The following is a 22,243-nucleotide window of genomic DNA, read 5'->3' on the forward strand; positions in this document are numbered from 1 at the left end:
TTCGTTTTGATTTGACAAAACCGGGTCTATTCCTCATAATGAATGAACGTATTGTCAAATTGAATTGTGGTGATGAAGATGGGGATGGGTATTGTTGTTGTGGAAATATGCGACAGCAACTTGATGAGTGCTTTGGAACTTGAGCATCTTGAGGAATTGTATCCCGAAATCGCGGTCCTGCGGGCGGATTGCATGAATCTTTGCGGTCTGTGCAAGCTGCGTCCATATGCAATGGTGAATGGAAACCGTGTATTTGCGGCAACGACGGAAGAATGCGTCGAGAAGATCAAAGCTGCTATCGAGGCTGAACTGGCTGTTTTCCATGATATTTAATCGCTAGAAACAATTAAATACATGTTGATATCATCCCTTTTTGCACACAAATGTTGAAAAGTACATCTGAAACGATGACTTAACATTTGTTGGCAGAAAGGGATTTTTACATATTGCATCATAATGAAATTCGAAATAGTGTAGCAATATTCCATCTTGAAAATTATGTAGATTTTTAAGATAAGCGGTTGCTTGATATAAAAAGTATGATTATACTTTGATTCAAAAGGAATAAATTGTGAGAATAAATTTAATTATTACTATAATTTACATGAAGTAATAATTAAACCATAAGATTCCCTTCCTAGAATATATACTATAAATTGATGTAATTAAGTATTCCTATACTAAAACCAAGGAGAAATATATGATCTTTCGTTCTATTCCCTCTGTTGCCAGCCAATTAAATCATCCCATTATAAAAAATATAGTAGAAAATCATGCTGTATCATCCGACTATATCACCATATTAATAAAAAAGTATCTTGAAGAAGTTAGAAGCGAAATCGTCTCTGGACAGTTGACATCCATCTCGGAGGATCAATTGCTAAACGATCTTGTAGATTTTATTCGGAAGCGTTTAAAACCCAATATGGTTCCAGTCATTAATGCCACTGGCGTTGTTTTGCATACCAATCTAGGACGTTCTGTACTTCCGAATGCGGTTAATCAGCATCTAACAAAAATAGCCGGAAGATACTCGAATTTAGAATATAATCTTGAAACAGGAAAGCGCGGATCCAGACATGATATCGTCGAACAACTTATTACGACTTTGACGGGTGCAGAGGCAGCCTTGGTTGTGAATAATAATGCATCCGCTGTATTTCTTATACTCAAGGCAATAGCTTCAGAAAAGGAGGTTATTGTATCCCGAGGTGAAATTGTTGAAATCGGAGGATCATTTCGTATTTCTGACATCATGAAGGAAAGCGGGGCTGTTCTTAACGAAGTTGGTACGACTAACCGCACATATACGCATGACTATGAGCGAGCAATCAATGAGAATACGGCTATGTTACTTAAGGTCCACAAGAGCAATTTTGTAATGAACGGATATACACATTCTGTATTGACTGAAGACCTCGTCATGCTTGGACAGAAGCATCATATTCCGGTGTATGAGGATCTTGGCAGCGGTGTATTATACGATTTAAAAAAACACAAAATCGGCAACGAGCCGTTTATTAAAGAGATCGTCGACAAGAAAGTAGATTTGATCAGCTTTAGCGGCGATAAATTGTTAGGAGGACCTCAAGCCGGCATTATTATTGGTAGACGTGATTTAATCAATACTTTAAAGAAAAATCCGCTCATCAGAGCTTTGCGACCGGATAAGTTAACTCTTGCTGCTCTAGAATCCACGCTATTATTGTATCTTGATGAAAAAAAGTTGGTAGAAGAACTACCTACACTTAGAGATATCCTGCTTACGCCACAAGAAATTAAGAAAAAGGCAGAGGAGCTTTGTGACCTACTGTTAGACGACTATAAACCATATGCTAAAATCATTCCAGATTACTCTGAGATCGGTGGCGGTTCGATGCCTGATGTAAAATTGCCATCTTTTGTTGTCGCGGTTAATTCCGATCGATTCGATGTACAGTGGTTGGAAAGAGAACTACGAAAGCATGATCCTCCGATCATTGCTCGAATTCATAAGAATGCCCTTCTTCTAGATGCTAGGACGATACAGGCGGACGAAATTGTGATTGTTGCGCAAGGATTAAACGAGATCTTTGGAACCCGTATGATTTAAAACTATTGAATAGCATTGGAGATCAAACTATGTATTATACGATTGGAATCGCTGGTCATATTAACCATGGTAAGACTTCATTAACGAAGGCTTTAACGAATATTGATACCGACCGTTTGAAAGTAGAAAAGGAAAGAAACATCTCCATTGAGTTAGGTTATGCTCAATTCTCATTATATGGTATAGAAGCATCCATTATCGATGTACCGGGACATGAAAAATTCATAAAGAAAATGATTGCGGGGGTCGCAGGGATAGACCTTGTCATCCTGGTCGTTGCCGCAGATGAAGGGGTAATGCCCCAGACGAGAGAGCATATTGAAATTCTAACGCTATTAGGGATCGTGAATGGTCTTATTGTTGTCACGAAAATTGATAGGGTAGAACCTGAATTTCTGAATATGGTTGTAGAAGATATAAATAAGGTCGTAAAAGGCTCCATTTTTGAAGAAGTTGAAACGTTGTTTGTGGATAATATAAGAAAAACAGGGATTGATGAACTTAAGCTATCGCTACATGAGAAGTTGATAGAAATCCCGCAACGAATTTCTAATGGAGCTTTAAGATTACCGATTGACCAGGTTTTTACCATTCACGGTCATGGAGTCGTTGTAAGAGGGACGATATACGAAGGGGTTGTTAATAAAGGGGATACGTTAATCGTATTGCCACAACAATGCTCAGTAAAGGCAAAGGAAGTTCAAATACATAACTGTTCTAAAGATAAAGCTTCGGCAGGTCAGCGAGTAGCCATCAATATTGGTGGTGCACTTAAACAAAGCAAAATAAAGAGGGGCGATGTTATCGTAACATCAACCAATTTCACACTAAGTACGATGGTGGATGTGTCACTTAACTCAGTAAATCACCTTCAATATCCTGTAAAACAACGTACCCCCATCCATTTTTATTGTGGAACAACCGAATCCTCGGGATACATTGTATTCTTCGATCGTAATGAATTACGCGAAGGCTCTGAAGTTTTGTGTCAAATTCGATTAACGAGTCCGATTGTCGTTAAACGCGGCGATCGTTTTATTATAAGACGCCCTTCACCTTCAGAAACCATTGGTGGTGGATGGGTTATTGGTACGGCCGGTGAAAAATATCGATTTGGTGAAGAAACGATTCAGAGGTTATTGCAACAAAGAGAAGCAAGTTCGGAAGAAAGAGTATTAGATGTATTATCAACAAAAAAATGTTTGGATAAAAATGAAATAAGTAAATCGTTGTCAATTAGCTGTGATCAGATCAACGAGATATTAAATGGGATGATAGACAGCGATCAAATTGTTGAAATCGAGCCTGGTTTTTTCACTTCTAAGGAAGTTTATAATGATGCAGGATCCCAGGTAAAGTTTGAAGTGCACAAATACCATGAATTAAATCCTTTCCGAATCGGGATAAGCAAAGCAGAGTGCATTCAAATTTTGGAAAGAAATTTTCCTAAAAAACTAATTGAGGCGGTAATAAACAAGGAAATAGAAAAGAGAACCATTGCAAGGGAGCAGCACATCATTTATTTGACAGATTTTGAGCCTCATATCCCGAAAGAACTTGTGTCGAAATTTGACAGAGTTTTAGACAATTTAAAGCATGATCGGATGGAGGTGAAGGAATGGGGGGAATACTGCAGAAGTGAAAATGTCCATAGTCGATTTGAACATGAATCATATCATTTCATGATTACGAAAAAATTGGGTTATCCAATAGGCGATAAACAACTTATTCATTATGAAACTTTTGATGATCAATTTAAATTACTATATCACGCAACAAAACAACATCCATTTTCTCTGCAAGATGCAAGGGAAATCTTAAGTATACCAAGAAAAAATCTAGTTAAGTTTCTCGAACTTCTGGACCTCTTACAATTTACCAAAAGAGTAAAAGATATCCGAAAATGGACATTGTGAATGAGTTAATGGCGAGACTGTGTGGGAATCGAACCCACCGGAGATCCAATAATCTCCCAAAAGGTTTTGAAGACCTAGAGGAACACCAGTAACCTAGCCAGCCTCAAATAACTAATTTTGGAATCTTATTATACAACTATATATTCACATTATCAATCATTGTCTACCGATCAGAGTTTGTATTTCAATTTCATATTTAGGCAATCATACTTTTTGAGCTAATGGTCCTATTTGAAAGAATTATTAATATAACTATAATTGATATACCAAGTAAATATTTGGGCTATATTTCTTTTATTTGGATATTTTAAAGGATATTGAAATGACATGCTGGAAGGAGGGAGACTAAGTCAAATTCCGTCGGCGTTTCGTCTTTAGCAATCCGAATACTATTACTCGTAATACTTGGGAGAGAAAATGTTAAATGAAATTGAAAAGATAAGCGCTATTGAAGAACCTCGTATTTATGATAACGATTCTAAGAAATTTATTGAACATTTTTATGAGCTTCGAAAGAGATTACTTTATTTCGTAGCTGCATTTTTAACGAGTTTAATCATTACGTATTTTACATCGCCTTATGTTGTGAATTTGTTGCAATCGTCAGCAATTTCTCACGAAATTGAACTAAATGTTTTTAAAGTCACGGAATCTGTTTCTATCTATGCTAAAACGATGCTCCTTCAAAGCGTGTGTTTATCATTTCCAATCTTAATTATGCAATTGTTTCTTTTTATTAAGCCGGCAATTAGCAAGAATATCACAAAAGGCTTTATAGTGTTCTCAATTATCGTATCTATACTCTTTTTTCTTGGAGTGCTTATAGGCTATTACTTCTTGACACCATTTTTGTTTTCATTTTTTCTGGGTGTTACCGAGGATCTGAGTATGAATACGATGTATAACTTCTCCGATTACTTTCAGTTTGTATTTATGATCTGTTTATTGACCGGATTAATACTGGAAATCCCCGCATTTATGGTTTTTTTAACTCATCTAGGAATCATATCCCCGACTACCATTAAGAAATTTCGTAAATTTTTATATCCCATCTTTTGTATAACTGCTGTTGTTTTAACTCCACCTGACTTTATTTCGGATATTACTGCCATGATTTTATTAATCTCTATTTTCGAAATTGGGCTAGCATTGTGCGCTTTTTTAGAAAATAAACGGAAGAAATGAAAGGGGAGAGGTTATGTTTAATCAAATCGGCGTCCCAGGCATTATTCTATTGTTGATTCTTGGCCTTGTCGTATTTGGGGCGAAGAATTTACCGTCAATGGGAAGATCGCTAGGCTCCGCTGTGAAAGAATTTAAAGAAGGGATTTCGAGTAAAGAACCTAAAGATCAATAAAATCGAAGGGAACTATATTTATGTTAGAGCTAGCGGGCAGCATATTAAAAGTTGTATTTTTCTTGATTTTTTTAATATCCTCGGTACCAAAGCTTGTCAACATAAAAAAATTCGTCGATGGCGTCATCGAGTATAGAGTCGTTCCAAGGAAATTATCTGTCATGTATGGTTATACCCTGCCTGTCATCGAACTGTTTGCTTCAATTTTGATTATATTTCACAGCAGTTCCTTCTACGGCTTTATGATGACTTTGTTGCTGCTGGTCAGTTTTCTTATCGCGGATATCATGGTTATCAAGTCAAAACGATCCGTTACATGCTCATGTTTCGGAAACTTCTTGGAAAGCCAAGTGGATATTTTTTCGTTGTACCGTAATGGTGCCTTAATCGTATTGAATGTTTTGGCAATAGGAGTAACATGGTTTCAACATTCTATATACTCAGCAGCATCATTGGTATTAGGTGTAGTTATAGTCTTTATCTACTTTCTTTCGCAGAAAATATGGAATGATTATAAGAAAAACATGAAGCTATTAAAAGCCTAACGGGAGGGTTTATGGACATATTATTTTATTCTAATGTGCTCTTGTGGATCGTTGTGTTATTCATGTTGTTCTCATTATTTCTTCTTTATAGACAATTTGGTTCCGTGTACTTGGGCACACGTGAGGCCATTACTCGAGACGGTGTATCGATTGGGAGCAAGCTGCCTGAATTTTCAGCAAAATCGTATTTTTCAAATGAAAGAATACCGATCGATTCATTTTTTCATAAACCGACATTGATTGCTTTTATCTCGCCTGGTTGCAAACCTTGCCAGGAATTAATTCCCGAATGGAATAAAGCGTATATGAAATATAATGAAAAAATCAACTTTGTTATTGTAGGGCTCGGGGACAAGACGTCGTTTTCCAAACTTTTAGCGGATAAATCATTGATTGGCGAACTATTATTAGATGAAGAAAGAGAGATACTAGCATCCTGCCAGGTTAGAGTTACACCGTTTGCATTTGTTATAGACGAGAATGGGACAGTCAAAGGAAAAGGATTATGCAACGGTATCGAACACATCCATGGTTTAATATCGGCACTTGAAGGTGAATCTGTGTTAGTTGAAGAAACAAATCTCCCTGAAAGGACGGTAAAATAAATGATTAAATGGCTTGAATCGGTTGATAGGTTTACTAAGGTTATGGCTGAGAACTTGGAACGAAAAGTTTCACGATCAACGTTCTTAAAAACAGTTCTTTCGACTGCTTTCCTTTCATTCGTTTCTTTCTCGGCACGTCCGGTTTTTGCGGATGGATCTTCCTCGTGGTGCCAAATTTGGGGATACGATCAATCTGCGACTTGTAATTTTCCTAATCGGAAAGCTTGTCCAGGGTGTTCAAGTTCACAATCAAGCAAATGTCCAACGGGCTATAAAGTCTCTTATGCGCATGGTTACGAATCGACAGGCTGCTGGTGCCTAGGTTATTCTTGGGGTTCGATAGCTTGTTGTGATTGTACATTAAGCGGTAACGACTCCACTCGACCATACACATCGGATTGTGGATGTGCCGTAACGATAAGATAATTAGGGGGAATTAGGCTTGGAATATGTTGAATTCATCATATTGTTATTCCTGGCTTGCACAGCAGGCGTAACTAAAGTAAGCACAAATTGAGGGCTAAATGTGACCTTCGAGGTCAGTCTTCTCGGTGAGAAGACTTTAAAAACAAGAATGAAGTGCTGGGCTAACTATTTGATGGCTTCGTCCCTTTCGGGCGCGCTATCAGGATTTTTGTATACTTTATTATTATTTGTCGTTTTCTCATGGTTGCCGTACATTCTAAAAATGATATTCATGATCGTATTAGTCGGATTATACATTCTGCATGATTTTAAAATTTTAAACTTAAAAGTCCCACAGCGGAAATGGCAAATCCCGGCATCATGGGTTAATGGACCTCCGGTTCGAAATATGTGGGTATGGGGAAGCATTCTGGGAGCGGGGATCTTTACGTATTTACCATTTATGACCTTCTATATACTGTACATCTATATTGGTCTTTTTAAAGATCCAACCGTTGGGCTGCTTTTCGGCTTTTTGTATGGTTTTTCGCGCGCAATGCCTACAATACTGTTCTCGTTGAGAAAAGAATTAGATGTGACTAAAGTTAGAAGCTTGTATAAGAATAAATCCGGGTTTTATAAATCCATAAATGGTATTGCATCCACGTTGTTCTTGATTTATTTAGTGATGGAATTGACAATGTCGCTAAAATGATAAATGTTCTAAATAAATAAGCGACCGTCCCTCGCAATTGTTAGGGACGGTCGCTTGTTATTTCTTCAGGTTACTTATAATCAGGAAGCGTTATGGCTTGCAGCCACAATCTCCTCACACTCGGTCGAGCAGCAGCTATGATGCAGCTCTTCACACTCTTCGCAGCATACATGCTGAAGATGGCAGGCATCATTATCACAGTTAATGTACCGGTCTTCAGGCTTACCGCAGTGGTGGCATTTACCGACAATAATGTCCTCGTCCGTCTGATTGATCGGCACGGAGATGCGCTCGTCAAACACGTAGCATTTTCCGTCGAACAGACGACCTTGCACTTCAGGATCTTTGCCGTAGGTGACAATCCCGCCATCGAGCTGGGCAACATCCTTGAAGCCTTCCTTAAGCATGAAGCCGGTCAGCTTCTCACAGCGAATGCCCCCAGTACAGTAAGTCAAAATCGTTTTGTCCTTGTGTTCGCTCAGATTCTCCCGAATCCAATCCGGAAACTCCCGGAAGGACTGAACCTCTGGACGAATCGCATTACGGAAATGACCGATATCATATTCATAGTCATTACGTCCATCGATGACAATGATATCATCGCGCTGCAATTGCTCGTAGAATTGCTGAGGCGATAAGCGGGCTCCGCTGATCATGTTAGGGTCGAGCTCGTCCTCCACGCGGAAGGTCACGAGCTCTTCGCGGTGACGGACGAACATTTTCTTGAAGGCATGTCCTTCGGAAGGGTCGATCTTGAACACCATATCCGCAAATAACGGGTTGGCATGCATATCCTGCATATATTGTTCCGTCTGTTCAATCGTACCGGAGACTGTCCCATTGATGCCCTCGGAGGCAACAAGAATACGTCCCTTAAGCCCAAGGTCCTTGCAATACTGAAGATGTTCATCTTTGAAGACTTCAGGGTCCGGTATCTGAACAAATTTATAATAGAGAAGGATCTGATAATTCTGTTGTTCTGACATGATTTAATCACCTGTTCTTTTTATATATTCAGCCATACGTATACCTTATAGAATTGTAGTGAATTCATTTCACATAGTCAACTTAAATGTATAGAAAGTTTGCCATGAAATGTGAATTTTGGGGTTCCAAGAGCGAATGAAAGCGGTTATGATGAAGGGGTGAGCAGGAGAACACTTTCATTAAAATGGAGGCGTTAAACAGCATGGTACATATCGAGCATAATGCACTCGTATTGTTTCAAGGCGACAGTATTACCGATTGCGGTCGAAATTACGAGGAGTCGGACAGTTTGGGGCATGGATATGCCCTCATGGCTGCTGCCCGGTTAGGCATGGAGTCTCCTCTGAAAAGGCTGCGTTTTCTGAATCGCGGGATTAGCGGGAACCGGGTTGTCGATCTGCGGGGCCGCTGGGAGGAAGACTGCATTGGCCTTGATCCAACATGGGTATCCATATTGGTCGGCATCAATGAAACGGGCAGGAAGTATAATCAGGGCGAAGCAACCTCCGTGGAGGCCTATTATGAAGGGTACCGGGAGCTTCTTATCCAAACCCGCGAATTAACCGGTGCGAATTTCATTCTGATGGAGCCGTTCTTGCTGCCTGTTACAGAAGCAAAGAAAGAATGGCGTGAGGATCTGGATCCCAAAATTCAAGCCGTTCGCGAATTATCACGTGAGTTTGAAACCTTATACGTTCCGCTGGATGGGATTTTTGCAGCAGCGAGTTCGAAGATGGAGATGAGTTACTGGGCACCGGATGGTGTACACCCATCGCCGGCAGGTCATGCGCTCATGGCAGAAGCTTGGTTAGCCACAATGCAGGGGCGCTCGATTCTGTAGACTCGGAGAATTTATCTTCTATATAAGAACATATCATGCTTGGCTGACATCCCCGGGGTTGTTGTTGTCCGGGGATGTTCTTTTGTGTAAAGGATCATTCTCTTGAAAATCCTGATTGACGAATACAATTGGGTACATATAAAATGTTCATAATAGACCGTTGTTCAATTGGAACGACCTATTTTTTGACTTTAATGCTTTCGTCTATGAAAGCGGGGAAGCGTTGTCGCTTTATGTAGAAAATTATGGTTTGCAAGGCAAAGTGGTTAACAAATGAGAGGGGAATCATGATGAAGAGAAAAATGTGGTTATCACTTACACTGTCCGCATTGCTGGTTACGGCTGTTGGGTGCGGGGACAAGCAGGAAGGCGGCACGACCCAAACGGGTAGCGGCGGAGATGCAGAGAAGAAAGAGTACAGCATTGCGATATCGCAGATCGTAGAGCATCCATCTCTGGATGCAACACGGGAGGGTATTCTGGCAGCACTGAAGGAAGCCGGCATCTCGGAGGATGACAAAACGCTGAAGATTGATTACAACAATGCACAAGGTGACCCGGCGAACAACCTCTCGATTGGACAGAAACTGAAGGATACAAAATCGGATCTGGTGATCGCGATTGCAACCGATTCGGCACAGGCTGTGGCGCAGAACGTGAAGGAGAAGCCGGTCTTGTTCGCAGCTGTAACAGATCCGCTCGATGCGAAGCTGGTCAGCGATTTGAAGAAACCAGGGGGCAACATCACCGGGGCATCTGACACGAACCCGGAAGCAACCAAACAATTGATGAATTTTGTAAATACTCATTTTCCAAATGTTAAGAGGATTGGTTTGGTCTTAGATGAAGGAGAAGCAAATGCGGTTGTTATGGCAAACACGGCAGAAGAGGTACTTTCGGAGCATGGAATCGAGCTTGTGAAAGCTGCTGTTACCAATACTTCGGAAGTGAAGCAAGCAGCGGAATCGCTAGTCGGTAAAGTGGATGCCTTTTATATCACACTGGATAATACCGTGGTAAGTGGAGTCGAGACAATTATTCAGACCGCACAAAAGAATAAAATTCCGTTCTTTTCCAGTGACCGCGATACGGTGGAAAAGGGAGCTTTTGCAACGGTTGGATTCAAGTACTACGATCATGGATATCAAGTGGGCCAGATGGCCGTAGAGATCCTGAAAAACGGCAAGAATCCGGGGGACATGGAAATCACGAAGCCGGATAAACTCGATCTGATCTTGAACACGAAGGTTGCGGCTGACTATGGAATCGAAGTGACGGACGCCATGAAACAGGAAGTCAAAGACCCGGACAATAACATCATCGAGTAAGAGTAAGGCGCGGAGATAACAGCCCGCGCCTTGCTTAATCCTAAAGGAGGTCAAAGACATGCTGGATTTCGTGATGAAACTGGATGGTCCAATTGAATTGGGGCTGCTGTATGCGCTGATGGCGCTCGGCGTATATATTACGTTCCGAATTCTGGATTTTCCGGATCTGACCGTGGATGGAAGTTTTACGACAGGGGCAGCGATTGCAGCGATCCTGATTACAAACGGTGTGAATCCGTGGCTTGCAACGCTGGCTGCATTTGCCGGGGGCATGGTAGCCGGTATCTGTACGGGCTTGCTGCATACCAAGGGCAAGATTAACGGGCTGCTCTCCGGTATCATCATGATGATTGCCTTGTACTCGATCAATATGAGAATTATGGGCAAACCTAACATCTCACTAAGTCAGGAAGAAATTATCTTCGGGTCTATTGATCCGATCTATATTATGTTGGTGATTGTAATTATTGGAAAGCTGCTGCTGGATGCATTCTTCCGCACGGATCTTGGCCTTGCGCTCCGTGCGACAGGGGATAACAAGCGGATGATTCGCAGCTTTGGCGCGAATACCGATACAAGCACGATTCTGGGACTTAGCATCTCGAACGGACTGGTCGCTTTATCCGGTGCTGTGGTTGCCCAGCAATCAAGTTTTGCGGACATCGGTTCCGGTATTGGAATGATTGTCATTGGCTTGGCGTCCGTTATCATTGGCGAGGCTGTTCTGGGTACCGGTTCGGTATTCCGGACGACGCTGGCTGTAATCTGCGGTTCGATTATTTATCGGATTGTCGTTGCCGCTGCTTATGAGATTCCATGGCTCGAAGCTTCGGATCTGAAATTAATTACCGCTGTTATTGTTATTATTGCCCTGGTGGTTCCAACCATCAACCGGGCGATGAAACAGCGTTCACAGGCACGGAGGCGTTCAATCGAACTATTGGCAGCTCAAGGGAAGAGCAAAGGAGGTGCGCTCTGATGCTGGAAATGAATCATGTCTCCAAGCTGTTTAATCCGGGCACGGTGGATGAGAAGATTGCCTTGATGGATGTCAATCTTCACTTGAAGCCGGGGGATTTCGTGACGGTTATCGGGAGTAACGGTGCAGGCAAATCCACATTGATGAATATCATCTCTGGCGTGATGAAGCCGGATGCCGGAGAAGTGCGTATTGACGGCACTTCGATCGGCCATCTGCCGGAATTCCGTCGCAGTCGCTGGATCGGCCGCGTATTTCAGGATCCGATGGCGGGCACTGCGCCGCATATGACCATTGAAGAGAATCTGGCGATGGCTCATCGCCGCGGCCAGTCCCGCGGGCTCAGCATAGGCGTTACAGCCTCCAAGCGCGCCAGCTTCCGCAAGCATTTGGAGCGGCTTGGCATTGGCCTTGAGGATCGGCTTCGGGCCAAAGTAGGGATGCTGTCCGGCGGGGAGCGCCAGGCGCTTAGCTTGCTGATGGCGACCTTCACGCAGCCGCAAATCCTGCTGCTGGATGAGCACACGGCAGCGCTTGATCCGGCCCGTGCCGAGCTGATCACCCGAATAACCGATGAAATCGTGCGGGATATGAAGCTGACCACGCTGATGGTTACGCACAATATGGAACAAGCCATTCGTCTGGGCAATCGCCTTATCATGATGGATAAGGGACGAATCATTCTGGATGTGGATGAAGAGCGCAAGAAATCCCTGACGGTGGAGCAGCTGTTAGGGGAATTTGAGCAGATTAGCGGTCACAAGCTGTCTGACGATCGTCTAGTTCTGGGATAAACATATTGTTGTGAGATGAGATACACTTCATCCAATATATTCGCTAAGCCCTTAAGACTGAGGGTTTAGCGTTTTTTTTATACTCTGATTCCTTCCATGTCCGTCATCTCCATCGCTTTTTGCATGGATTCCTGATAACGTGTTAATGTTGGGTGAACCACAACTACAATCCAACAGAAATATCAAGTGTATACTTTGTTGTAAAATGCCTGACGACTGCTAATCTTAATTAGCGGACGTTTGAATTTAGGAGGCTTGTTGATCCATGGTCGTTCACAAAGATGATTTGCAGATGAACATTTTATTAGTCGAAGACGATAAGACGATTGCATCGGGTCTGGAATATTCGCTGCAGCAGGATGGTTTTTCAACTGTTCTCTGCCATGATGCTGCATCAGCCCAGAAGGTGCTCGCCGAGGACATAGATCAGTTTGCGTTATGCTTGTTCGATTTACAGCTTCCGGACGGGAGCGGCTACGAATTGTGCAAGCTGGTGAAAGAGCGACGAGACATTCCGGTCATCTTCTTAACGGTGATCGACGATGAGGTCAATGTCGTGATGGGGCTAGACATGGGAGCCGACGACTACATTACCAAACCATTTCGAGTTCGTGAGCTGCTCTCCCGGATCAAGTCCGTCTTGCGGAGATACCAGAAGCCGTCCCACACCAGAGCGATCATAGACATCGACCATATCCGAATTAATACGCTGGAAGGCAAAGTACATAAAAAAGGGACCGAAATTCCACTTACCGCCTTAGAGTATCGTCTACTGCTGATCTTTGGCAACCACATCGGACAGGTTCTCACAAGGAATCAGCTTCTGGAGCAAATCTGGGACGTGGCCGGCGACTTCGTGAATGACAATACGTTAACGGTTTATATCAAAAGGCTAAGGGAAAAGCTGGAGGATGATCCAGGACATCCGACTTTGATCAAAACCGTACGCGGATTAGGCTATAAGGTCGGTGATTAGATGCTGCGTAATCGGGAAGTCCAAATGTTATTGCTCGCCATGGGCGCAATCAGCTTATCGGCGATTGTTACTGCTGCCTTTATCTCGTCTGTCACGGCGGCGTTTGTTGCCATTCTGTCCATTCTGCTTATTGGCACCAGTTTGTTATTCACGAGATGGAGATATCGCGAGCTGGCGAAGCTGTCCGCCTATTTACGGGAAATTAGCAACGGTAATGATTCCCTTGACATTCGCGATAATCAAGAAGGCGAGCTGAGCATTCTCAAGAATGATATTTACAAAGTGACCCTTATGCTCTCGGAGCACCGCTCTCTATTGCAGCGGGACAAAATCCAGTTGACGGATGCCATCTCCGATATTTCGCATCAGCTCAAAACGCCGCTTACCTCCATGACCGTGATGGCGGATTTGTTAAGCGCCCCTGACCTGCCTCCTGCCAAAAGATCAGAGTTCACCCATCATATTCGCGTCCAGCTTGAACGCATCGATTGGCTGGTTTCTTCCTTATTAAAGCTATCGAAAATGGACGCGAAGACCATCCCTTTCAAGAAAGATCCAATCCTCGTGAAAAGCCTTATTCAGAAGGCATTAGAGCCGATCATGATTCCGATGGATATCAAGGGACAGTCCGTTTCTATCGCGGGCGATGATAACGTTTCTTTTGTCGGCGATTTCAATTGGACTGCCGAAGCGGTCATCAATATTCTAAAAAACGGTGTGGAGCATACGCCTGAAGGCGGAGCGATCGCCATCACATATTCCGAAAACACACTATTTACGGAAATTGTCATAACAGACAATGGAATAGGCATCCCGAAAGAGGATCTGCCCTACATTTTCAAGCGTTTTTACAAAGGAAAAAATGCCGGTGAGGGAAGCATTGGCATAGGACTTGCGATGGCACATAGCATCGTTGCCAGCCAGAACGGCGTGATCGATGTGATGAGCGACAGCGAGCAGGGTACGCAGTTCCGAATTAAATTTTATAAGCAAGTGGTATAGCGGGGCGGCACGCCGTAAGTGACTGAATTGTCACCTCCATCGTCACGGGAAAGTCATTTTAGACAGATAAAATGATATTCATCAGCTAAACGATGGAGGTGAAACCATGCAATTGAAGCAACACCGCAAGATGATATTGGGCCTCACGATAGGTTACACCCTGTTGATTCTTTATTTTTTGTTTTTCGCTTTCGGTCGATTAGACACGGTAGATCAGATTACGGAGCACACCTTTATGTTCTTGCCGGACAGTTTTTTTAGGCTGCCAGATATATCCGAACTTCTGCATCCTGCACTGATGGATCTTGTCGGCTTTGGGAACATCGCAGCCTTCATCCCTTTTGGCATTTTGATTCCGTTGTTATATCAGACCAGCTTTATACGATTCCTGACGGGGTTCATCCTGTCCATTCTCATCCTGGAGACCATTCAGGCACTGACGTTTCTCGGCAGCTTCGATATGAATGACGTCATACAGAACGCATCGGGCGCAGCCATCGGATTCGGGGCGTACAGACTCGGCTTTCGTACGAAAAACGACTGGAGAAATATAGCTGCTGCGGGCATTTCCAGTGTTGTCCTGCTGCTCGGGGTATGGGGGGTCTTCGGTATAGTTGACCAAGTGTTTACCAAAGAAATGGGTCCGTTTGTGGCGATAAATGAATGGAAAGACAGCACCGGAAACCCATCAAGGGGAACCCAGCGATACAGTCTCAGCATCGGCGGTCAAATTGTAGAACCCCAATATAATGTGTACAGCATCGAAGGCAAAATGAAGGAGGCGTACACGTATACGTTAGGCAACAAGGGGGAGATCTATCTCTACCTGAATTATGGAATTCCTGATCAAAAGGAGTCCCATGGCAGCATCAGGGTTGCTGTCGATGGACATGAGATGCTGTCCGTATATGCAGAAGCGCAGCGCCATGAGGCGAATATGTCCGAAATCCTCATTCCGCAGGCCCATGAGCTTACGATCACCCTGGAGGGCAATGCAACCCTGTGGGATGTTGGATTTAGAGAAATGGTATATTTCTGGAATTGAGTATTAAGTGCAGGAGGTATGGCAATGGAAATTTTAAGAATCGAGCAGTTGTCTAAAATATATGGCACAGGTGAATCGGCAGTGAAGGCGCTTGACGATGTTTCTTTTTCGGTGCAAAAAGGCGAATTCATTGCGATTATCGGCCCGTCCGGTTCGGGGAAATCGACACTTCTTCATATGCTGGGCGGCGTGGATCGGCCGACTGGCGGCAAAGTTTTTGTTCAGGATACGGACATGTATACCTTGAACGAAACGCAGCTGGCCATCTTCAGACGCAGGCAAATCGGCTTGATCTACCAGTTTTTCAATCTGATTCCCGTCCTGACGGTGGAGGAGAATATGACGCTGCCGCTCTTGCTGGACAAGCAAAAGGTAGATCAACAGCAGTTGGACAGCCTTGTGAATACGCTGAATTTGCAGCATCGGTTAAATCATCTGCCGAATCAGTTATCCGGCGGACAGCAGCAGCGGGTCTCGATTGGCAGAGCGCTCATCGGCAATCCTGCGATCATGCTGGCCGACGAGCCGACCGGGAATCTGGACAGCAAGAATAGCAGCGAGATCGTCGATTTATTAAAAATGTTGAATAAGACCTATCAGCAGACGCTGATCGTTATCACGCATGATGAACGAATCGCCTTGCAAGCCGACAGGATCATCTCAATTGAAGACGGGAGGATTGCCAAAGACGAGGTGATCAGGCGATGAACATTGTTCATACACTAACCATCCGGCATCTGAAGCAGAACAAGAGACGGACGCTGGTAACGATCATCGGCGTCATCATATCGGTTGCCATGGTGACCGCTGTCGCTACGCTTGTGTTTTCCTTCTCGGATGTAATGGTCAGGCACACCATTGCAGACACCGGGGAGTGGCATGTCCAATATCAAGATGTCACCAAGGAGCAGCTTGCGGCAATACAGGGCGATGACGAATCCAAATCTGTTGCGATGACAAGAGATGTTGGGTACGCCCCATTAGAAGGGGGTGAGAATCCCAATAAGCCGTATTTATTCATCAAGGAATATAATGCGCAAGGTTTTGAGCAATTTCAGATTGACCTAAGCAAGGGACGTCTCCCGCAGACGGACAAGGAAGTTGTCATATCCGAAGCTGTTGCAATGGACGGCAAAGTGAATTACGACATCGGCGATCATCTCACCCTTCGCGTCGGGGAACGATTCGAGCAAGAAGGCAATCATTGTCTGGACCAGACCGAACCGCTGCGCAGGGAAGACGGCACATTGACCGAAACGCTGGAGCATGTCAAGACAAGGGAGTATACGGTGGTAGGCATCATTAAATCTCCCGTATGGGAATCGGCTTGGGCCCCGGGGTATACAATCCTTAGTTATGTCGATGAAAATTTCATCGGGGCAGACGATCGAGTCGATGCGTTGGTGGTGTTACAGCGTGTCAACCCGTTCTTGTTCGTTCATGCGGAGGAGTTGGCTGAGAAGAACGATATCGGTAACGTCCAATATAATAACAGCTTGCTTCATTATTACGGCCTGTCCAAAAGCGAAGCCTCGTACAGCATGATGTTCTCCTTATCAGCGATCATTATGGGGGTCATTATGATCGGCTCGGTTTCGCTCATCTATAATGCTTTTGCGATATCCGTCTCGGAACGCTCCCGCCATTTAGGGATGCTTGCGAGTGTGGGGGCTACGAAGAGACAGAAGCGAAATTCAGTGCTTTTTGAAGGCATTGTCATTGGCTTGATCAGCATTCCTATTGGCATCCTATGCGGGCTTGCCGGAATTGGAATCACCTTTTGGTTCATGAATTCCATGATTCAAGGGGCATTATGGACCCAAGAAGAGTTGAGACTCATCGTCACGCCGTTATCACTCTTGATTACTTGTATGGTGTCGATGCTGACGATTTTCATTTCGACGTATGTCCCGGCGATCCGAGCATCCAAGGTATCCGCCATGGACGCGATTCGCCAAACCACCGATGTGAAACTTACGGTCAAAGCCGTGAGAACGTCGAAGTTCATTCGCAAGCTGTTCGGCATTGAAGCGGAGATCGGGCTGAAAAATTTAAAACGGAACAAACGGAGATATCATGCTATCGTATTTTCGCTTGTTATCAGCATCGTTTTGTTTCTAACGGTATCGTTTTTCACCGTCGGTATGAAACGATCCCTGGATCTGTCGCAGGAAGGCGTCGACTTTGATATTGAAGTATCGTACAGCAGCGGCAAAAGAATAGACGAACGGTTGATGCAATCGATTGTTTCCCTGGATGGTGTTACAGAGTACAATATGACTCACGAGTGGTACAAGAACGCTTGGATCGAGGAAGCGTTGATTGCCGAAGAATTGCAGGAGAAGGTTAAGAAGGATAGGGAGTTGCTTCAGAACGGGAAATATCCTTACGATATCAAGATTCATGCACTGAACGATTCCAGTCTGCAAGCCTATGCCACAGCCGTCGGCGCAGATTACACGCAGCTTACGGATCCGGATCATCCCGCCGCAATTGTGATGGATACAATCCATTACCAAGACATGAATACGGGGAGATATATCCAGACGAAGGCTATGTATGCGAATATCGGTCAAAGCATCGAATTAACGAATATCAGTGAAGAAAGTGGCGGATCAACGAAGAAGATAAGCAACGTGACCGTTGCCGCATTGACGGATCAAGCTCCCATGGGGATGAACCCGGTAGGTGTTGGCGGGTTGAATATCATTGTGTCGGAACGCGTCATGGATCGACTGACAGACAACGAGGATTCAGCTAACGTTCAGACATACGTCCATCTGAGAAGCACGGAACCGATGAAAACGCAGCAGGAAATCGAAGAGATGCATGAGACCAATCTGAATATCTACAATGTGTATCAATCCAGAAGAAGCGAGGAACAACAGATACGATTGATGTCGGTCTTTTCATACGGTTTTATCGTACTCATATCGGCGATTTCCATCGCGAACATATTTAATACGATCTCAACCGGCATATCTCTTCGAAAAGTAGAGTTTGCGATGCTGAAATCCGTTGGCATGACGCCAAAAGGGTTTGCGAAAATGATGAACTACGAAAGTGTTTTTTACGGGGTCAAGTCGCTGATCTTCGGTCTTCCCATCAGTTTCGTTGTGATGTATCTGATCGATAGAGCATTTGCGAACAAATTTAGCTACGAGTTCACCTTCCCGTGGCTGAGCGTTCTGTCTGTCATGGTCGCGGTATTTGTCATTGTCGGTTCCGCCATGTTGTACTCCGGCTCGAAGGTGAAGAAGGAAAACATTATTGATGCATTAAAGCAGGAGAGTATATAATGAGGAAGCAGAAGAAGCGTATCCGAAATTTTCGGAGCGCTTTTTCTCATAGTAGAAATAAAACGGACGATATATAAAATAGATGAGAAATGTAAATATATTTGGTATTTTTAAAGTGTTTTGGTTATTTTGTGTAAAAATATGACGTAATTAAGTATTGACCGCTGGAATATTAATCAATATGATTACTATAAAGAGATATACTAATATTTGGGTTCTGATCCTAAAGGGTGGTGTTAGCTTGGAAATGACAGCCACGATTCGCGAACAAATGGAAGAGTTCCTACATAAGAACGAGATGACGATTAATCGGTTTGCTGAAATATCGGAGGTCAATAGCGGCACACTCAGCAACATTCTGAACGGAAATCGACCGATTTCCATGCAGCAATTGGACCGGATTACGGCAGGGATGGGTTTGGAAGAGGGTTATTTTTACGAGCTGTATATAGATGAATGCATATTTCATGCCACACCGGATTGGCGTCGGCTGGGACCGTTTCTTCACCGGTGCGCAGACCTGGGAAAGCTGGATTGTCTGGACAAGGCCGTCCGGATGACAATGGATAATATTTCCTATTCTCCCTTACTCTTTGAAACGGCGGAGGTTTTTTTCAGAGAGGGGAAGCACGAGGCGGCGGTGCTGCTCTATAAGAGCGTGGCTGAGAGTGAGAGATTCCAGCATTCCGAACGGCTGGCTTTATGCCAGTATCGATTGTTTACGTTGGAATTGGGTGATGATCAGGAGGTTAATTCAAGGGCTGCAGTATACTTTGAACCTTATATTGATAGATTAGATGAGGTCTATCAATTGGATGCGCTAGTTGATTTAATTAATGTAAATGGTTCTATTCATAGATGGGATAAAGTAGAGGAATTCGCTGAGCTAATGTTGCATAAAGCAATGATTGAGTTTAAGTATAGTGAGACTAAAGGTTATATTGAAGTAAGAAGGAAGAATCCTCTTGTCTTTTATATTTTATACGCAAATCTATCATTAGAAAATAGCTATAGTGAGCGTGGAGAATACGAAAAGGCATTATACTATGTATCACAATATGCAAATCCTATATGGATAGAAGATCCGAATAATGAGGAAATGCGGATTATAGACCAGTTTAAAGAGTGGGCTGTAGCTAATAGATATGTGTACCAGTTAATGGTTGGTCAAATTGAGGTTCTCTCTGACTATGTGGATTATGTTTCGACACGAGAAGAAGAGATTTTTCCGGCTCTGTGTAACATAATGATTGCAGCGAATCGGCATCGATTTAGAGTTGATGATATATTAGAAAGTTATGGACAATATCTTGTTTATAAGGAACAACGATACCTTATAGGTAAAATTAGTACACAAGTTACACTCGAACGATACACTCGATTACTGGCGGAATTAGGAATATATTATATAAGTTTAGAACGTTATGACAAAGGAATTGAATTTATATTGGAAAGTTTGGGAAATTCCATTACAATCAATAGTAATAATGGCATGCTTAGATGCATGGGGCTATTCGAGCAATATCGTCATTTTTCGTCATTCGAATTACAAAAACGATATACTATTTTAGTTAGCGAGGTGCAAAAATTAAATGAGAAAAAAATTGGCTTATCTATTGGTTATCTCTAGTATCATTTGTGCTGTTGCTGTACCGACGATGAACGTTAATGCAGAGAGCAACAAACAACCAGAGATACTTACGACGTCTGGTCATGGTTTTGGACTTGGAAATAATTAAGATACTTAATCGCGAAATAAGTGTGTTATAGATTAAGTAAGATGCTTCCGAATTTTTGGAGGCGTCTTTTTATTATATTTCGTAGTATTATTAATATATTTCATCATTTAAAAACAACAGATCCATTATGTTGATTCGCTATTGACCTCGCTAAAGTAAAATAATAGCATGTAATTAAATATTTAATATACTAATTTCTGGTTCTCATCTGGGGGTGTTGTTACTTGGAAACGACAGCCACGATTCGCGGGGAAATAGTTGCATTTTTGCAGAATCATCATATGACGATTAATCAATTTGCCAGGATATCGGGTATCAACAGCGGGACACTTAGTAATATCCTAAATGGTAATCGTCCCATGTCCATGCATCAGTTAGATCGGATTACCGACGCAATGGGTCTGGAAGAAGGCTATTTCTATGATCTGTACATTCCTGAGTGTATCTTTCATGCGACTCCGGATTGGCGGAGATTGGGGCCGTTTCTTCTCCGATGTGCAGAGCTGGGAAAGCTGGATTGTCTGCATCGGGCAGCCCGAATGACACTGGAGAACATATCGTATGCACCGATGCTATTTGATATGGCCGAAGCCTTATTTAATGAGGACAAGCATAAAGCGGCAGCTTTGTTGTACGAATCTGTGGCTGAGTGTGAAAAGTTTCAGTATTCAGAGCGATTAGCTCTTTGTAAGTATCGATTATTCGTAATCGGATTAGGAGAGAATCAGGAAGATAATTTACAAGCTGCTGTATACTTTGAACCCTATATTGATAGATTGGATGATATGTATCAATTGGACGCGTGTCATAAACTTATTAATTTAAATGTATCCTTACAACGGTGGGATAAAATTGAAGCGCTTGGAAAACTAATGGGGAAAAAAGCTGGAATTCAATACCAACAAAATAGAAGTACTCTTAGAACGTATGAGTTATCAGAGAGACCAATTATTTTTTATATATTATATTCGTATTTAATTCAGGCCTATATGTATCAAGAACGAGGAGATTATGACAATGCGTTTTATTATGTGTCGTTATATGAGAAACCTGATTGGATAGAAAATCCTAGCAATGAAGAGTTGCTGATTATGGAGCAGTTCAAGGAATGGGCTGAGGCTAATCGGTATATGTATGGTTTAATGAGTGGACAACCCAATGCTTTAAACCCATATGTAGATTATGTGGACTCACGAGAAGATGAGATTTTTTTGGCGCTTTGTAATATTCTGATTGCAGCCAATCGCTATCAACTTCATATCGATCATATATTGGATCGGTATAAGGAGCATCTGGTTTACAAAACGCAGCAAAATCAGCTCGGAAAGGTGAGCGATCAGGTGACCTTAAACCGCTATACGCGGCTTCTTGCGGAGCTTGGGATATATTATATAAATTCCAAACAGTTTGACCGTGGACTGGCATACATCTTGGACAGTCTGGAGTACTCCATCAGAACCAAAAGTGACAATGGAATGCTGCGCTGCATGGGGATATTTGAGCAATTCCGTCATTTTTCTTCCGAGGACACCCAGCGGCGATATACTGAATTAGTCCAGGATGTTCAGAAGCTATCGGTATACGCCTGGAGCCCGCAAGTGCAGAACTAACTAATATT

General features: G+C 43.0%; 20 protein-coding genes and 1 tRNA gene. 19 read left to right on the forward strand and 2 right to left on the reverse strand.

Features of this window, described 5'->3' with window-relative positions:
- Positions 1 to 84: 84 nt before the first annotated feature.
- The 3 genes from B9D94_RS10565 (at position 85) to selB (ending at position 4,008) form a co-directional block, all read left to right on the forward strand.
- A complete protein-coding gene (locus B9D94_RS10565) occupies positions 85 to 333 on the forward strand; it encodes a YuzB family protein (RefSeq protein ID WP_006211167.1) in 249 nt (82 codons plus the stop codon).
- 367 nt (positions 334 to 700) lie between these two features.
- The gene (gene selA / locus B9D94_RS10570) at positions 701 to 2,092 is read left to right on the forward strand and encodes an L-seryl-tRNA(Sec) selenium transferase (protein WP_006211166.1); all 1,392 of its coding nucleotides are present in this window, start codon (positions 701 to 703) and stop codon (positions 2,090 to 2,092) included.
- A gap of 29 nt (positions 2,093 to 2,121) precedes the next feature.
- Positions 2,122 to 4,008: a selenocysteine-specific translation elongation factor gene (gene selB / locus B9D94_RS10575; protein WP_148246964.1), complete on the forward strand. Its 1,887-nt coding sequence runs from the start codon at positions 2,122 to 2,124 to the stop codon at positions 4,006 to 4,008.
- Between the two features lie 9 nt (positions 4,009 to 4,017).
- On the opposite strand, the gene B9D94_RS10580 is transcribed toward selB, so the two are convergent.
- Positions 4,018 to 4,113 (reverse strand) — tRNA-Sec (locus tag B9D94_RS10580).
- A gap of 312 nt (positions 4,114 to 4,425) precedes the next feature.
- Here B9D94_RS10580 and tatC point away from each other — a divergent pair.
- The 5 genes from tatC to B9D94_RS10605 all read left to right on the forward strand — a co-directional run bounded on the left by tatC (position 4,426) and on the right by B9D94_RS10605 (position 7,635).
- Positions 4,426 to 5,193 carry a twin-arginine translocase subunit TatC gene (tatC, locus tag B9D94_RS10585; RefSeq protein ID WP_148246965.1) on the forward strand — a complete coding sequence of 256 codons (768 nt, stop codon included), beginning with the start codon at positions 4,426 to 4,428 and terminating at the stop codon, positions 5,191 to 5,193.
- 13 nt (positions 5,194 to 5,206) lie between these two features.
- Positions 5,207 to 5,365: a twin-arginine translocase TatA/TatE family subunit gene (locus B9D94_RS10590; protein ID WP_006211164.1), complete on the forward strand. Its 159-nt coding sequence runs from the start codon at positions 5,207 to 5,209 to the stop codon at positions 5,363 to 5,365.
- Between the two features lie 20 nt (positions 5,366 to 5,385).
- Positions 5,386 to 5,910, forward strand: coding sequence for a MauE/DoxX family redox-associated membrane protein (locus tag B9D94_RS10595; protein ID WP_148246966.1), 525 nt, complete (start codon positions 5,386 to 5,388; stop codon positions 5,908 to 5,910).
- An 11-nt stretch (positions 5,911 to 5,921) separates the two neighbouring features.
- Positions 5,922 to 6,515 (forward strand): TlpA family protein disulfide reductase, encoded by a 594-nt coding sequence (locus B9D94_RS10600; RefSeq protein ID WP_006211162.1) that lies wholly within the window; start codon positions 5,922 to 5,924, stop codon positions 6,513 to 6,515.
- A 526-nt stretch (positions 6,516 to 7,041) separates the two neighbouring features.
- A complete protein-coding gene (locus B9D94_RS10605) occupies positions 7,042 to 7,635 on the forward strand; it encodes a hypothetical protein (protein ID WP_006211161.1) in 594 nt (197 codons plus the stop codon).
- An 80-nt stretch (positions 7,636 to 7,715) separates the two neighbouring features.
- Here the strand turns inward: B9D94_RS10605 and B9D94_RS10610 are convergent, their stop codons facing one another.
- The gene (locus tag B9D94_RS10610) at positions 7,716 to 8,621 is read right to left on the reverse strand and encodes an oxygen-dependent tRNA uridine(34) hydroxylase TrhO (protein ID WP_006211160.1); all 906 of its coding nucleotides are present in this window, start codon (positions 8,619 to 8,621) and stop codon (positions 7,716 to 7,718) included.
- A gap of 203 nt (positions 8,622 to 8,824) precedes the next feature.
- On the opposite strand from B9D94_RS10610, the gene B9D94_RS10615 reads away from it, so the two are divergent.
- The 11 genes from B9D94_RS10615 to B9D94_RS10665 all read left to right on the forward strand — a co-directional run bounded on the left by B9D94_RS10615 (position 8,825) and on the right by B9D94_RS10665 (position 22,235).
- On the forward strand, positions 8,825 to 9,463 hold the full coding sequence (locus tag B9D94_RS10615) for an SGNH/GDSL hydrolase family protein (RefSeq protein WP_006211159.1): 639 nt from the start codon (positions 8,825 to 8,827) through the stop codon (positions 9,461 to 9,463).
- 290 nt (positions 9,464 to 9,753) lie between these two features.
- Complete coding sequence (locus B9D94_RS10620; RefSeq protein ID WP_006211158.1) at positions 9,754 to 10,791, forward strand: ABC transporter substrate-binding protein; 1,038 nt, start codon at positions 9,754 to 9,756, stop codon at positions 10,789 to 10,791.
- 58 nt (positions 10,792 to 10,849) lie between these two features.
- Positions 10,850 to 11,770 (forward strand): ABC transporter permease, encoded by a 921-nt coding sequence (locus B9D94_RS10625; protein WP_063479974.1) that lies wholly within the window; start codon positions 10,850 to 10,852, stop codon positions 11,768 to 11,770.
- Positions 11,770 to 12,564, forward strand: a complete 795-nt coding sequence (locus B9D94_RS10630) for an ABC transporter ATP-binding protein (protein WP_006211156.1) — start codon at positions 11,770 to 11,772, stop codon at positions 12,562 to 12,564. Before B9D94_RS10625 ends, B9D94_RS10630 begins: the two co-directional genes overlap by 1 nt.
- 292 nt (positions 12,565 to 12,856) lie before the next feature.
- On the forward strand, positions 12,857 to 13,540 hold the full coding sequence (locus tag B9D94_RS10635; RefSeq protein ID WP_148248755.1) for a response regulator transcription factor: 684 nt from the start codon (positions 12,857 to 12,859) through the stop codon (positions 13,538 to 13,540).
- Positions 13,541 to 14,542 (forward strand): sensor histidine kinase, encoded by a 1,002-nt coding sequence (locus B9D94_RS10640; protein WP_063479973.1) that lies wholly within the window; start codon positions 13,541 to 13,543, stop codon positions 14,540 to 14,542.
- Between the two features lie 106 nt (positions 14,543 to 14,648).
- Positions 14,649 to 15,587 (forward strand): VanZ family protein, encoded by a 939-nt coding sequence (locus tag B9D94_RS10645; RefSeq protein ID WP_148246967.1) that lies wholly within the window; start codon positions 14,649 to 14,651, stop codon positions 15,585 to 15,587.
- A gap of 24 nt (positions 15,588 to 15,611) precedes the next feature.
- On the forward strand, positions 15,612 to 16,295 hold the full coding sequence (locus B9D94_RS10650) for an ABC transporter ATP-binding protein (protein WP_006211152.1): 684 nt from the start codon (positions 15,612 to 15,614) through the stop codon (positions 16,293 to 16,295).
- Positions 16,292 to 18,886, forward strand: coding sequence for an ABC transporter permease (locus B9D94_RS10655; RefSeq protein ID WP_006211151.1), 2,595 nt, complete (start codon positions 16,292 to 16,294; stop codon positions 18,884 to 18,886). Before B9D94_RS10650 ends, B9D94_RS10655 begins: the two co-directional genes overlap by 4 nt.
- A gap of 241 nt (positions 18,887 to 19,127) precedes the next feature.
- Complete coding sequence (locus B9D94_RS10660; protein ID WP_040680788.1) at positions 19,128 to 20,516, forward strand: helix-turn-helix domain-containing protein; 1,389 nt, start codon at positions 19,128 to 19,130, stop codon at positions 20,514 to 20,516.
- A gap of 333 nt (positions 20,517 to 20,849) precedes the next feature.
- Positions 20,850 to 22,235 (forward strand): helix-turn-helix domain-containing protein, encoded by a 1,386-nt coding sequence (locus B9D94_RS10665; protein ID WP_006211149.1) that lies wholly within the window; start codon positions 20,850 to 20,852, stop codon positions 22,233 to 22,235.
- Positions 22,236 to 22,243: the final 8 nt, after the last annotated feature.

The sequence above is a fragment of the Paenibacillus sp. Cedars genome, from assembly GCF_003184205.1.
GTDB lineage: Bacteria > Bacillota > Bacilli > Paenibacillales > Paenibacillaceae > Paenibacillus_AQ > Paenibacillus_AQ glucanolyticus.

What these genes read in the sequence shown, in the direction of transcription:
- B9D94_RS10565 (WP_006211167.1), top strand. Translation starts at nt 85, where the DNA reads ATGGGTATTGTTGTTGTGGAAATATGCGACAGCAACTTGATGAGTGCT.
- B9D94_RS10590 (WP_006211164.1), top strand. Translation starts at nt 5,207, where the DNA reads ATGTTTAATCAAATCGGCGTCCCAGGCATTATTCTATTGTTGATTCTT.
- B9D94_RS10620 (WP_006211158.1), top strand. Translation starts at nt 9,754, where the DNA reads ATGAAGAGAAAAATGTGGTTATCACTTACACTGTCCGCATTGCTGGTT.
- B9D94_RS10655 (WP_006211151.1), top strand. Translation starts at nt 16,292, where the DNA reads ATGAACATTGTTCATACACTAACCATCCGGCATCTGAAGCAGAACAAG.
- tatC (WP_148246965.1), top strand. Translation starts at nt 4,426, where the DNA reads ATGTTAAATGAAATTGAAAAGATAAGCGCTATTGAAGAACCTCGTATT.
- B9D94_RS10595 (WP_148246966.1), top strand. Translation starts at nt 5,386, where the DNA reads ATGTTAGAGCTAGCGGGCAGCATATTAAAAGTTGTATTTTTCTTGATT.
- B9D94_RS10610 (WP_006211160.1), bottom strand. Translation starts at nt 8,621, where the DNA reads ATGTCAGAACAACAGAATTATCAGATCCTTCTCTATTATAAATTTGTT.
- B9D94_RS10650 (WP_006211152.1), top strand. Translation starts at nt 15,612, where the DNA reads ATGGAAATTTTAAGAATCGAGCAGTTGTCTAAAATATATGGCACAGGT.
- selA (WP_006211166.1), top strand. Translation starts at nt 701, where the DNA reads ATGATCTTTCGTTCTATTCCCTCTGTTGCCAGCCAATTAAATCATCCC.
- B9D94_RS10600 (WP_006211162.1), top strand. Translation starts at nt 5,922, where the DNA reads ATGGACATATTATTTTATTCTAATGTGCTCTTGTGGATCGTTGTGTTA.
- B9D94_RS10645 (WP_148246967.1), top strand. Translation starts at nt 14,649, where the DNA reads ATGCAATTGAAGCAACACCGCAAGATGATATTGGGCCTCACGATAGGT.
- B9D94_RS10615 (WP_006211159.1), top strand. Translation starts at nt 8,825, where the DNA reads ATGGTACATATCGAGCATAATGCACTCGTATTGTTTCAAGGCGACAGT.
- B9D94_RS10630 (WP_006211156.1), top strand. Translation starts at nt 11,770, where the DNA reads ATGCTGGAAATGAATCATGTCTCCAAGCTGTTTAATCCGGGCACGGTG.
- B9D94_RS10640 (WP_063479973.1), top strand. Translation starts at nt 13,541, where the DNA reads ATGCTGCGTAATCGGGAAGTCCAAATGTTATTGCTCGCCATGGGCGCA.
- selB (WP_148246964.1), top strand. Translation starts at nt 2,122, where the DNA reads ATGTATTATACGATTGGAATCGCTGGTCATATTAACCATGGTAAGACT.
- B9D94_RS10625 (WP_063479974.1), top strand. Translation starts at nt 10,850, where the DNA reads ATGCTGGATTTCGTGATGAAACTGGATGGTCCAATTGAATTGGGGCTG.
- B9D94_RS10635 (WP_148248755.1), top strand. Translation starts at nt 12,857, where the DNA reads ATGAACATTTTATTAGTCGAAGACGATAAGACGATTGCATCGGGTCTG.